Origin of the sequence: Paenibacillus radicibacter (genome assembly GCF_024721995.1) — a bacterium.
GTDB lineage: Bacteria > Bacillota > Bacilli > Paenibacillales > NBRC-103111 > Paenibacillus_AM > Paenibacillus_AM radicibacter.
This window is the reverse complement of sequence record NZ_JANQBC010000008.1, coordinates 84,902-97,302: the sequence shown is the minus strand read 5'-3', so window position 1 is coordinate 97,302 and position 12,401 is coordinate 84,902. Positions and strand designations below refer to the sequence as shown.

The 12,401-nt window shown below is 44.9% G+C and carries 10 protein-coding genes and 1 pseudogene; 10 read left to right on the top strand and 1 reads right to left on the bottom strand.

Going from position 1 to position 12,401, the window contains the following annotated elements; genetic code table 11:
* The first annotated feature begins 12 nt into the window (after positions 1-12).
* Together NV379_RS15360 and NV379_RS15355 are read left to right on the top strand one after the other, a co-directional pair.
* Entirely contained in the window at positions 13-807 is a 795-nt protein-coding gene (locus NV379_RS15360; RefSeq protein WP_258208205.1) for an SDR family NAD(P)-dependent oxidoreductase, read from the top strand.
* An 89-nt stretch (positions 808-896) separates the two neighbouring features.
* Positions 897-1,607, top strand: a complete 711-nt coding sequence (locus tag NV379_RS15355) for a class I SAM-dependent methyltransferase (RefSeq protein ID WP_258208204.1) — start codon at positions 897-899, stop codon at positions 1,605-1,607.
* Positions 1,608-1,698: 91 nt separating this feature from the next.
* Here NV379_RS15355 and NV379_RS15350 read toward each other — a convergent pair whose 3' ends face one another.
* Positions 1,699-2,304, bottom strand: coding sequence for a pentapeptide repeat-containing protein (locus NV379_RS15350; RefSeq protein ID WP_258208203.1), 606 nt, complete (start codon positions 2,302-2,304; stop codon positions 1,699-1,701).
* Positions 2,305-2,496: 192 nt separating this feature from the next.
* On the opposite strand from NV379_RS15350, the gene NV379_RS15345 reads away from it, so the two are divergent.
* The 8 genes and pseudogenes from NV379_RS15345 (at position 2,497) to NV379_RS15310 (ending at position 12,293) form a co-directional block, all read left to right on the top strand.
* Entirely contained in the window at positions 2,497-4,293 is a 1,797-nt protein-coding gene (locus tag NV379_RS15345; RefSeq protein ID WP_258208202.1) for a CocE/NonD family hydrolase, read from the top strand.
* Positions 4,294-4,317: 24 nt separating this feature from the next.
* On the top strand, positions 4,318-4,491 hold the full coding sequence (locus NV379_RS15340; protein WP_258208201.1) for a hypothetical protein: 174 nt from the start codon (positions 4,318-4,320) through the stop codon (positions 4,489-4,491).
* Positions 4,492-4,497: 6 nt separating this feature from the next.
* A complete protein-coding gene (locus tag NV379_RS15335) occupies positions 4,498-5,685 on the top strand; it encodes an MFS transporter (RefSeq protein WP_258208200.1) in 1,188 nt (395 codons plus the stop codon).
* A 153-nt stretch (positions 5,686-5,838) separates the two neighbouring features.
* The gene (locus NV379_RS15330; protein WP_258208199.1) at positions 5,839-6,537 is read left to right on the top strand and encodes a Crp/Fnr family transcriptional regulator; all 699 of its coding nucleotides are present in this window, start codon (positions 5,839-5,841) and stop codon (positions 6,535-6,537) included.
* Positions 6,538-6,555: 18 nt separating this feature from the next.
* Positions 6,556-8,166, top strand: a complete 1,611-nt coding sequence (locus NV379_RS15325; protein WP_258208198.1) for a response regulator — start codon at positions 6,556-6,558, stop codon at positions 8,164-8,166.
* Entirely contained in the window at positions 8,166-9,935 is a 1,770-nt protein-coding gene (locus tag NV379_RS15320; protein ID WP_258208197.1) for a sensor histidine kinase family protein, read from the top strand. Before NV379_RS15325 ends, NV379_RS15320 begins: the two co-directional genes overlap by 1 nt.
* Positions 9,928-10,902 (top strand): substrate-binding domain-containing protein, encoded by a 975-nt coding sequence (locus NV379_RS15315; protein WP_258208196.1) that lies wholly within the window; start codon positions 9,928-9,930, stop codon positions 10,900-10,902. The genes NV379_RS15320 and NV379_RS15315 overlap by 8 nt, the downstream gene beginning before the upstream one ends.
* Positions 10,903-11,217: 315 nt before the next feature.
* Positions 11,218-12,293: pseudogene (locus tag NV379_RS15310) on the top strand (galactose ABC transporter substrate-binding protein).
* The last annotated feature ends 108 nt before the right edge of the window (positions 12,294-12,401 follow it).

Below are 12,401 nucleotides of genomic sequence, written 5' to 3'. Positions count from 1 at the left end.
GAGGAGAAACGCATGAAAAGGTTAGAAAATCGCGTAGCGCTAGTTACTGGTGGCAGTCAAGGTATTGGAGAAGCGATTGTTCTGCGTCTTGCAGAAGAAGGTGCAGATGTAGCAATCATTTTCCGTTCAGATAGTTCTAGAGAGATGTCAAGTGAAGTGAAGGGGAAAGTGGAAGCGCTCGGTCGTAGAGCCATTATTGTTCAAGCAGATGTCGGCATCAAATCGTCTGTTGAAGAGATGTTCAGACAAACGGAGGAACAGCTTGGACCAGTTGATATTCTCGTAAACAATGCGGGGATAGCACCGTTTGAATCCTTTTTGAATGTAACAGAAGAGACTTGGGATCGTACATACAACACGAATGTGAAGTCGATCTTCTTAGCTTCTCAGCGGGCAGCTCAGGGTATGATCGAACGTCGTTACGGTAAAATTATCAATATCTTATCTACAGCAAGCCTAGTCGTGACAAGTCCAGTCATTCCTCACTATCAATCTTCTAAAGCTGCTGCTCACATGCTAACCAAGGGAATGGCAATTGAGCTGGGTAAATTTAATATTAATGTGAATGGTGTTGGACCGAGTACGGTAGATACTGAGATGTGTCGGGATTACTTAGCAGATCAGACGATTTATGATCGCGAAGTTGAAGCCAATCCGATGAAACGTCTGGGAACAGCTCGTCAAATCGGAGATGCAGTTGTATTCCTAGCTTCGGAAGAGTCTATGCAGATCAACGGTCATCTGCTTATGGTCGATGGCGGACTATCTGTGAAGGCAGCCCAGCCAGAAGATCATATGGAGCGATAAATATGGGTTGAATTGTGCGAATAGGCTTAGTACGAGAGTCCTTGATCTTGCATAAGATATGTCAGTTGCAAGAGGAGGGTGGTACTTACATGAATGTTTTTTGGGAAAAAATCATATATCCTATATTGCTTAGTGAGAATTCAAAGCGCATGGTAGAAGTAGGATGTGAATATGGAATAAATACAGTGAACTTACTAAGTTATGCCTATCGATTTAGTGGGCATGTCACTGTAATTGATCCGTTCTTATCGGATAATGTGCGTATGTTGATGACACAAGCAGGTTCCTTTATGGATTTTATTCCTATAACAAGCTTAGAGGCACTTCCCCAACTAACGGATTATGACGTTATTTTCCTCGATGGGGATCACAATTGGTATACGATTTATCATGAATTGAAAATAATTGAAGCAAAAGCCGTACGTACGGGTAAATTCCCACTTGTTCTGATGCATGATGTTTGTTGGCCATATGCAAGACGCGACATGTACTACAATCCAGAAACAATTCCACCCGAATACTTATTGCCTTATGCGAAAAAGGGGATTCTGCATGGTGTGTCTGAACTTGCAAGTGTAGGGGGAGCTAATGCAGAGCTGAACAATGCGATCTATGAGAATGGAGTGCGCAACGGGGTACTTACAGGTGTTGAAGATTTCATGAAACAGACGACACTTTCCTTAACTTTCCATTTGTTCCCAAGACAATACGGTTTGGGAATAATCGGATTGCAAGATCGCAGACGGGATGCGCTCATTCAGCAACTCATGCACATTTGTGGAGAGATTCCAGCAAGTTAATAAGGTTTATCATAACCTTAACAAAAATCCTGATTACAAGCTGGGGGCTTGCGATCAGGATTTTTCGTGCATTCGTATGGAATGGAGGGTCCTAGTCGATCTTTGCACCATAAGAGCGGGCAACAGCTACAGCTTGTTGCATATCCATGCGTACCCCTTTAATATCGAGAAACTTAAAGTCAACGCCATCTAAGAGCGCTCCTCTTAAATCAGCCCCATGCAGACGGCATTTGGACATTTGGGCGCGAGATAAGTCGGCATCTCGTAAGTCCGCTTTCTCCAGATTCGTTTCGTGAAGATCAGCTTCAATGAAGCGAACACCGCGTAAGTTTTGTTTGGCAAGATGTGCATGGCGCAAATTGGTATACGACCAATCGCCTTCAAGTATCGTGATCCCATCCATATGAGCTTCGGCAAAGTCAGAACCGACCATTTTACAAGATTCAAATTTAGCGACGAACAGATTCGCCCCTCGGAAACGGCAATTCGTAAAGGACGAGCCCTTATGTATAGAAGCATTGAATGCGGTATTCGTAAAATCACATTCGATAAAATGGCATGCATTCGTCCACACTTCATCTAGATGCGCACCCGTAAAGCGGCATTTAGTAAATGTGCACTTGTTCAATTCACCTTCTCTAAAGTCGGCATGGCTAAAATCAACTTGATTGTACTCTTGTTCATTATATTGTTGCATGGAGCGAGTCCCCTTATCTTATCGGTTTCTTCAAAGTTACTTGTATTTTTATCCTACACCATGAATAGAGAGGGAACAACTTTCTATTCTCAAATAAATTTTCAGACAATTTGATTTTATGTCGCATATGCGATAGACGGTGATGCTTGCTCCCCTTAAACTATCAATAATACGTGAAAGGAGGGCGACATCATGCGTATCGACTTACAAGAAACAGCAGGTCTTGATCGGGTTCCCCCGTATTGGGACAGCAGGTATACGAAAAATTTGGAGCAGCTATCAAAACCCATTTATCAGGTAAAAGAGGAACGAGACGTCTGGATGACACTCCGGGACGGTACGAAGATTTGTGTGGATATTTTTAGGCCGGATACAGAGGATGAGCAGTTCCCAGCATTGTTATCTTGGGCAGCGTATGGTAAGACGATCCAGTCCATGAAGCGGGGGACGATACCTCCAAGTTCGCTACTATTCGATCATAGCTTGGAAGCAGGGGATATTGATTTCTATGTCAAAAGAGGCTACGGCTTCATTATTCCTGATCCGCGTGGAATTGGTAAATCGGAAGGTGAGTTCTATGGGGTATATAATCCGCAAGAACAAGAAGATGTATATGACGTTATTGAATGGATGGCTGAACTGCCCTGGTGTGATGGCAATGTGGCGATGAACGGCTACTCGTACTTTGGGATTATCCAAATGCTTGTAGCAGCCCAGCAGCCTCCTCATCTGAAATGCATCATGCCGTTGTCCTTTACGAACGATTATTATCAGCATGGCTATTATGGCGGTGTGGGAAATACGTATATGAGTATTTATTGGGAGTTATCTCCAGCGAACAATCCAGTTGCGTGGTCAACGAAGTTATATGACGACAAAGAGTTGCAACAAAAGATGGCAGATCGACTTCAAGATCCGGACATCGCAGTGAACTCTTATTTTGCCAAAATATTAACGACATGGCCGCCGAAGTATCACACGTTCTATCTGGATTACTTGCTGCATCCGCATGATGGTCCATTCTGGGAAGCGCGATCGGCTAAGTCGATGTATGACAAAGTAAAGGTTCCGGTGTACATGAAGTGCGGTTGGTCGCCGAACGGACGTTGGAGCGCGCCTGCCTTTGAGGCTTTTAATAATGAAAGCTTGAATGTGCCGAAGCGAATGGCAGTGATGGAAGCGTATAACGGACTTGAGCTGCCTTATCGGTTTATGAACGAAGAGAGTCTGCGATGGTATGATCATTGGCTCAAAGGTGTGGATACAGGCATCATGGATGAACCACCGATTAAGCTGAACATTATTGGTGCTGGTTATCGTTATGAGAAGGAGTGGCCGCTGGCACGAACCGAGTGGCGGAAGTTGTATTTACGCAGTTTTGGCAAACTTCGCTGGGAGGTAGATCCAGAAGGTCAGGTACCCCCGGATAGTCTGACTCATCTGCCACCTAACATATCGACAGAAGTGAAAACGCTTACGTACACTTCGGATATTCTAACTCGCCCAATGGAGTTCACAGGTCCGATTGAGCTACACTTGTTCGCTGCAATTGATGCAGAGGATGCGAACTTTATCGTGAAACTGTGGGATATACTTCCGGGAGGTAGTCGATTACCGGTGTCACGTTGGGGTGCCTTACGAGCATCGCACAAGCTAGATACGGAGAAGTCGCTTCCAGGACGTCCTGTCCATGATCATACGCAGTCGGTTCCCGTTGTTCATGGAGAGATCAGTGAGTATGTCATTGAGGTCAATCCAATTGGCATGGTATTTGGACCTGGTCATCGCATTGAAATTGAGATTATGAGTGCGGACCCATTCGAGCATCAGCAGAATAGCTGGACGGGAAAGACAGGTTTCATGGGACCTATTCCAAGTGCCAATACGATTCATTACAAAATATACAGAGATGCGGATTACCCTTCCTATATACTCATGCCTTACATTCGGGAAACACCGAGAGATCAATGGCTCCAGCCGATGGACTAAATTCATGTGGAGGAGACGATGAACATGTCAAATCGCCCGTCTAGCAGGTCTTTGTTAAGCAGAGTGGATGACATGCGTGTGAACGGCTGGCATTGGAGGCTGCTGCTTATCTGCGCGCTGGGGATTACGTTCGAGAATTTTGATCAAATCTCTATTGCGATGACGATGCCTGTTATTGCTGGGGCGTGGAAATTGTAGCCTTCGATGATCGGTGTACTGCTCTCTGGAAGCTCACTTGGCTTATTGATCGGAGCCGCTGTATTCGGAATTTTGACAGATGTGATCGGTCGGAAGAAAACGCTCATTCTCACCACGATTATTTATTCCGTATTTGTAGGATTGTCTAGTTTCTCTCAAACGTTCACAGTTCTATATTTGTTTCGTGTACTTGCCGGTGTTGGATTAGGCGGATTTATTCCGGTTGCTTCCGCCTATGTCAGTGAATTTACGCCAGTGAAGGTACGAGGTAGATTCATGGGAATGTTCACCATTGGTAACGGAATTGGGTACTGCTTAGCCGTAGTTGCTTCGATGTTGCTTGTTCCAAACTTGAAAGAAGGCTGGCGCTATGTGTTCGCGTTCGGCGCACTTGGAATCATACTCATCCCATTCGTTATCCGCATGCTGCCTGAATCGGTTCGTTGGTTACTGAGCAGAGGACGGAAGGAAGAGGCGATTCGCACGGTCGAACGTATTGAACAGAAGGCGCTGGGTCAAGTTACGGTTCCGTTTGAAGAGGCACTAGAAATGGAGAATGAGGCGGCGAAACAATCTGTTGGTCAGAAGAGTGGCTTGCGCTCCTTATTTACCCCGCAGCTGCTTAAGTTCTCGATCTTAGTGGCGATTCTCTGGTTTATTTCCAGCTATACGTTCTATGGATTTATTCAATGGCTGCCGACGTTTCTAACGAAATCGATGGGCTATACGCTGACAACAGGTTATCAGTTCACGCTTATCGCAGCGCTCGTCGGCACAGGTACACCAGGAATTGCAATGGGTTACTTGTGTGATTATATCGGTAGACGCAAGACGCTCATTCTCTGCTTTCTGACTTATGCGATTGCAGGACTGCTGTTCCTCGCCTTCGGTGGATGGTGGATCTTACCGCTCTATTGGTTCTCCTCAGCAATGACATCTGTCTTGTACATCTACTCACCTGAATTGTTCCCAACATTGCTCCGTGGAAGTGGACTTGGATTTGCGACAAGTATGGGTCGGATTGCTGGATTTGCTGCACCGATGCTTATTGGTCTTACCTTGCAAGGTTATGGATTTAGCGGTGTGATGTATGTGAATACGGGATTGCTTATCGTAGGTATTCTTGCGATGCTTCTGCTCGGTGTAGAGACTAGAGTGAGAACACAAGCTGCAAATCATCATCAAGCGATGTAAGTGGATGTATTGACCGACGGTCCTATGTGGATCGTCTTTTTTTGTCTTTTTTCTTAATGCCAAACAGATATAAATATGATAATATTTCGTTGAACTTTGAGATATATACAATAGAAAGCGCTTTCTATTCTTAAACGGTCAGGAGGATTGCATGTGGCAGACTCACGAATGAAAGCTTCCGAAATCTACTCGTTTATTCAAAAGGTTCCGCTTCTTGCTGGACTTAGTCAAGCTGCACTTATCTCCCTCTCTACATGCTGTTACATGAAACAGGTGCCGAAGGGTAAACCGATCTTTACTCGCGGGGAGCCTGCGGAAGCCGTATATATCGTGATGTCAGGTGGCGTGGCAGAGTTTGTCGGTGGTCCTAATGATCTAGAGATCGTTGTGAAGGTCAGAAGAGAGTATGACTTCTTCGGTGAACTCGGAATGCTGATCGATGAACCTCAATCTGTTACAGCGATTTCCATGCATGCAAGTACACTTATCGTGATTCCACGTGAACAATTCCTTCAATTAATTCGAACAGAATCTGACCTCGTGCAATATTTACTGAAGACATTTGCGATGCGCCTCAAGATATCGGGTGAACGCATGATTGCCAAAGCTTTACTTGATGCTCATGCTCACCTCGCTTATGTGCTGTTGTGGCTGGAGCAAGAAGAAGGCGGGCATGGAACAATTGCTGTACCTCAAGAATATTTGGCGCAATGCTGTGGGCTTGTTCGGCAAACTGTTGCCAGAATATTGGGTGAATGGCGCCGGGAAGGTTTTATCCAGACGCAGCGCGGTAAAGTCGAAGTTAGGGATCGAACGGCACTTCGCAATGTATTATTACGCAATCTTCCATAGAGAAAGGTACGAGAAACCATGTATAAATTGCTGCTTGTTGATGATGAAGAAGATGTGCGAGATGAAGTGGATTGGTCCCTATATGGCTTTCAGGCGGTAGAGAAGGCAGATAACGGCATCGATGCATTAGAGATTATAGAGCGGTCACTGCCTGATGTGGTAGTAACAGATATTAAAATGCCTTTTATGGACGGTCTGGAACTATCTGAGATCATTCGTGAGAAATATCCGCATACGAAGATTATCATATTAACCGGGTTCGACGAGTTTGAATATGCGCAGAAAGCGGTACATCTTCATATTGACGAGTATGTGCTCAAGCCTTTTTCCGCACAAGAATTGATCGAAGTGCTTGTGAAGGTGAAAGATAAGATCGATCAGGAAATTGCGCAAAAAGAAGACATTCAAACGCTCAAGGAGCAATATCGCAAAAGCCTCCCGATTCTCAGAGAAAACTTTCTCACCTCTCTTATTAACGGAAGACTCACCCCGCAGCAAATCCAAGATAAATCCTACTATTATGGGCTTCAATTGCTTGGAAAAGGATACTTGGCATCCGTCATCCGCATGGATGCACAGACTACGCAATCTTCTCTTATGAACGCCTCGAATAAAGAACTTCAAGGATTCGCTGTGTTTAACATTACCGAAGAAATTGTGGATAAGCACGGTCTTGGGGTTGCTTTTGTTTACCATGAAGATGTGATCCTGCTAACAGTAAGTGATGAAGGTGATCGTGAAGCGATCATGTATACCACGATTCAAGTGCTGAATGAAATTCGCCAAAGTATTGAAAAGCATCTCAAAACGACGGTAACCATCGGTATGGGCACGGTTGAGCATGAAGCGGTTCGATTGAGTCATTCGTATGAGGATGCTAGGCAAGCGCTCGACTATCGTCCGATTCTGGGCAATAACCGTGTGATCTGTATTGATGATGTGGAGAAGCGCTTTAACGATCAATTACGATTCGATGAGAACAAAGCGCATTCACTCATTCTTGGTATCAAGATTGGAACGGCTGAGGAAATCACAGTTATCGTCGAGGCGTTGTTCGCAGGTATTGCGGATCGGAATATTTCATTTAAGGACTATCAGATCTATTTGCTAGAGATGATGACAACGATTCTAAAGGCAGCCAAGGATGCGAATGTGGATTTGGATACGGTCTTTGGTATGAATAGCATGCCGCTTGCACAGCTGTATCAATTTACGAATTTGAGTGAAACGAAGAGTTGGTTCTTACATATTTGCATGCGGATGATGGAGCAAATTTCATCTGCGCGTCAATCAACCTATACGCATTTAGTCAATAAGGCGATTCACTATACGAAAGAACATTATGCCGAAAGTGACATCTCGATCCAGAAGGTGTGCGATCATCTCCATATTAGCGCCGGGTACTTCAGTAGTATTTTTAAAAAGGAAACGAAGTTGACGTTCGTCACTTATTTACTACAAGTTCGCATGGAGGCAGCGAAAGAATTACTGCGAACGACTGATCTTCGAGCACTAGATATTGCGGAAAAGGTTGGCTATGCCGATGCGAATTACTTCAGTCACAGCTTCCGTAAATTCGTAGGTCAATCGCCGAAAGAGTATCGGAATGTGGCAGGAGCGGCAGGATGATGAAACGTTTCTTGCGGAGGTCATTTCACAATGTAAAGGTGAAGAGTATCCAGTTCGTCATCACGGTTTCGTTTACCTTAATCTCAGTCGTGATGTTAATAGTCGGGATTGCTCTTTATCAGAAATTTTCCAATACGGCGGAGCAGAATGCGTTCTTAAATACCGAGCAAATCGTCGATCAGGTTAGTTACAACTTGGAGTATTACATCAAAGGGATGTCCGATCTATTCGAAGTCATTGATTACAAGATCCAGAATAACAAAGCGGTGGAAAGCGATGTGCTGCGTGAGCAATTGGATGGGATTCTAAGCTCAAGGCAAGATATTGTATCGCTTGCGCTATTTACGAATAAAGGCGAGATTTTTACTGAAATTCCAAAGCACGATGTCCGGCGCAATGTGAATTATAAGGAGCAAAGTTGGTTCCAAGCGGCGATGGAGAACCCGAATCACCTGACTTTCTCGCTGCCGCACATCCAGAATATATTCAAGGATCAATACAAATGGGTCGTCTCGATGAGTAAGGAAATTGTATTCAATCGAGGTGGGGAGCAAGTTCGCGGTGTGCTCTTAATCGATGTGAATTTCAAGACAATTGATGATCTGTGTCAGCGGGTAAGTCTGGGAAAGAAAGGTTATGTATATATCATTGATGAGTCGGCAGGTAACATTGTCTATCATCCACAGCAGCAATTAATTAATGTGGGACTGAAATATGAGAATGTTGAACAAGCTTTGCAGTTCTCGTATGGACGTTATACGGACAAGATGAACGATGAGAAGCGGTTAATTACGGTGAAGACGGTTAGCAATATTGGATGGAAAATTATCGGCGTATCGTATTTGAATGAAATTGTGACGGTAAAAAAGGATACGGGCAGCTTTATCGTGTGGCTGCTTGTGATCGTAATCCTCTGTATCTTGCTGTTATCAGCCTTCATGTCGGCACGCATTTCCAAACCGATTAATCGCTTGAAGAAGTCCATGGAACAAGTCGAGCGTGGAGACTTTGATATTAGCATCAATGTAAAAGGCGGCGATGAGGTTGAGCAGTTATCTCGTAGATTCAACCTCATGGTCGCGCGAATTAGGCAGTTAATGGATCAGAGCATGCGAGAGCAAGAGACGAAGCGCAAGAATGAGTTGGAAGTGCTGCAGTCGCAGATTAACCCACATTTTCTCTATAATACGCTAAATTCGGTCGTTCGGATGGTCGGAAGCGGGAAGAGTGAAGATGTGGTGACGACGATTACGTCGCTGTCGAAGTTCTTCCGAATATCGCTGAGTCGGGGGAAGTCGATCATTACGGTTCAAGAAGAATTGGAACATATTCGGCACTATCTGATCATCCAGACGATGCGCTACAAGAATAAATTCGATTATGAAATAACAATCGATGATAGAGCGCTGGTGTGCTTAACGCCGAAGCTGGTTCTCCAACCCATTGTAGAAAATGCGATTTATCACGGCATCGAATATATGGTGGATAAAGGGCTCATTCAGATTACTGCTTCTGTAGTTGATGAGAAAGTGTTAATTGTCGTTCGGGACAATGGGCTTGGGATGAAGCAGGAGGCACTTGCCAACATCCTAGTTGGTGAAACGAAGAGTGATGCAGGTTCGGGTGTTGGTGTACGTAATGTGCATGAGCGAATCCGGCTATATTTTGGCGAAATGTACGGACTCGAAATTGAAAGTGAGCTAGAAGAAGGCACAGAGGTTCGAATATGGCTGCCACTGCTTAAAGAGGGGGATGAAGCAAGTGGATAATAAGCGAATCGGATTGTTGTTCATGCTGCTGTGTATCGTATTATCGATCAGTTCCTGCTCCGATCAGACGGTAGAACAGAGCGCGAATCAGCGCAAAGAGGTGACATTCGTTGCGAAGCTAAAGCAAGGTGACTATTGGAATACGATTCGTATGGGTGCTGAAGCAGCAGCCAAAGAATTCGGAGCGAACTTGAATTTCATTGCGCCAGATCTAGAAGAGGACACGAATCGACTTCATAATATGGCGCTACAGGCGATTCGCAGCAGTGTGGATGCCGTCGTAGTTGCTGCAAGTGATGAATCGTCCCTGCAAGAGATTACAGAGCAAGCGGGTAAACAGCACATTACGGTCATTACCGTAGACTCCGAAGTGGAATCAGATACGGTTAAAAGTGTGATTGGTACGAACAATTATGAAGCGGGAAAGAAAGCAGGCATGAAGCTAGTTGAGTTAGTCGGAACATCAGGGAAAATAGCCATGATGAGCTTTGTCGAAGAATCCCATCAAGCTGATTTGCGTGAGCAAGGCTTCTTAGATGCACTCAAGCTGTATCCGGATGTAAAAGTTCTAGAGACCGGCTATTGCCAGTCCGATGTGAAAATAGCCAAGCAATTAACACAGCAATGGTTAGCGAAACATGGGCAAGTAGACGGTATCGTAGCTTTGAACGCAGCAGCATCTGTCGGCGTTGCCGAAGCCATCAAACAATCAGGACTGGCTGGCAAAGTAAAGATCGTCGCCTTCGACAACACACCTGCTGAATTAGAGTTCTTACAAGATGGAGTGCTCCAAGCCACCATCGTACAAAATCCATTCAGCATCGGCTATTTAGGCGTCAAATATGCCATCGAAGCCACACGGGGCATGCATGTCCCGAAGCGCGTCGACACCGGCTTCAAGGTTATCGACCTTGCCAACATGTTCTGGTCGGAGAACCAGAAGTTGTTGTTCCCGTTCGTGAAATAGGAGTGTGCTGGTTGTGCGCCGTTTGCGGGTTCCAACAGTCCGGCGGAGGAGAAAAGAGTCACTGTAGGAGCGTAGCGTTCGCCTTTGAAATCGTGAAAATACCATAAATCCAATTCAGAATTCACGATTGAGACAGCGACCGGAAGTGATTCTTTTATCCGCAGCAAGCAGACTGTTGGAACCCGCCTAAACACATGAGGATTTTGCTAGAACACATGAGGATTTTATATTTGTTTTCACTGTGTAATCCCTTACATTTAGGGTGTAGAGAGAAAGAAATCCTAATTATGAATATTTAAGGGGAGGTATATGAATATGAAAAAATTGTTTCCAATCGTAGTTGCAGGTGCCCTAGCGGTCATGGTAGCAGGTTGCTCCACATCCAGTGGGGGTTCAAGCAGTGCGACAAGTTCACCAGGTGCGGCAGCGACGCCAGCAGCAACAGCTGCGGCTAAGGGTGGTAACTCCACAATTGGTGTAGCTATCTACAAATTCGATGATACGTTCATGACTGGGGTGCGTAATGCAATCTCCACAGCAGCTGAAGGAAAAGGCAAAGTTGATATCGTAGACAGCCAGAACTCACAGCCGACACAGAACGATAAAGTCGATCTATTCATTACGAAAAAGTAAATGCACTTGCGATCAACCCCGTTGACCGTACAGCTGCAAGCGTCATTATCGATAAAGCCAAAGCAGCAAGTACACCTGTTGTATTCTTCAATCGTGAACCGCTTGCTGATGATATGAAGAAGTGGGATAAAGTGTACTACGTAGGTGCGAAAGCGGAGCAATCCGGTACGATGGAAGGTCAATTGTTAGTCGACTACTTCAAGGCACATCCTGAAGCAGATAAGAACAAAGACGGCGTGATCCAGTACGTAATGCTTAAGGGCGAGCCAGGTCACCAAGATGCTGAACTTCGCACGAAGTTCTCCATCGGAGCGATTGTTGATGCAGGCATGAAAGTGGAGAAGCTTGCGGAAGATACAGCGATGTGGGATCTTGTTAAAGCGCAAGACAAGATGGCAGCATTCCTAGCTGCACAAGGTGACAAAATTGAAGCCGTTCTTGCGAACAATGATGATATGGCACTTGGTGCAATTTCCGCACTGAAAGCAAAGGGCTATTTTAAAGATAATAAATTCATGCCGGTTGTAGGTGTTGATGCGACAGCTCCTGCGCTTAAAGCTCTTGAAGAAGGTACACTGCTTGGAACCGTTCTGAACGATGCGAAGAACCAAGGTAAAGCGACATTCAACTTAGCGAACGTGCTTGCACAAGGTCAAACGCCTAACAAAGATAACACAGGCTACGATGTAACAGATGGCAAATATGTATGGGTTCCTTATAAGAAAATTACGAAAGACAATATGGCGGACGCAAAATAATAACGTTACTCACAAGAATGACAAGGGAGCAATGTATGCTTACGTTGCTCCTTTGTTCATGAATCAGATGAAAAAGGTTATAGAGCGGATAGGTGAATTGCAATAGGC

Bases quoted from the DNA above. Each gene is read 5' to 3' on its own strand.
- NV379_RS15360 (WP_258208205.1), top strand. From the start codon at position 13: ATGAAAAGGTTAGAAAATCGCGTAGCGCTAGTTACTGGTGGCAGTCAA.
- NV379_RS15355 (WP_258208204.1), top strand. From the start codon at position 897: ATGAATGTTTTTTGGGAAAAAATCATATATCCTATATTGCTTAGTGAG.
- NV379_RS15350 (WP_258208203.1), bottom strand. From the start codon at position 2,304: ATGCAACAATATAATGAACAAGAGTACAATCAAGTTGATTTTAGCCAT.
- NV379_RS15345 (WP_258208202.1), top strand. From the start codon at position 2,497: ATGCGTATCGACTTACAAGAAACAGCAGGTCTTGATCGGGTTCCCCCG.
- NV379_RS15340 (WP_258208201.1), top strand. From the start codon at position 4,318: ATGTCAAATCGCCCGTCTAGCAGGTCTTTGTTAAGCAGAGTGGATGAC.
- NV379_RS15335 (WP_258208200.1), top strand. From the start codon at position 4,498: ATGATCGGTGTACTGCTCTCTGGAAGCTCACTTGGCTTATTGATCGGA.
- NV379_RS15325 (WP_258208198.1), top strand. From the start codon at position 6,556: ATGTATAAATTGCTGCTTGTTGATGATGAAGAAGATGTGCGAGATGAA.
- NV379_RS15320 (WP_258208197.1), top strand. From the start codon at position 8,166: ATGAAACGTTTCTTGCGGAGGTCATTTCACAATGTAAAGGTGAAGAGT.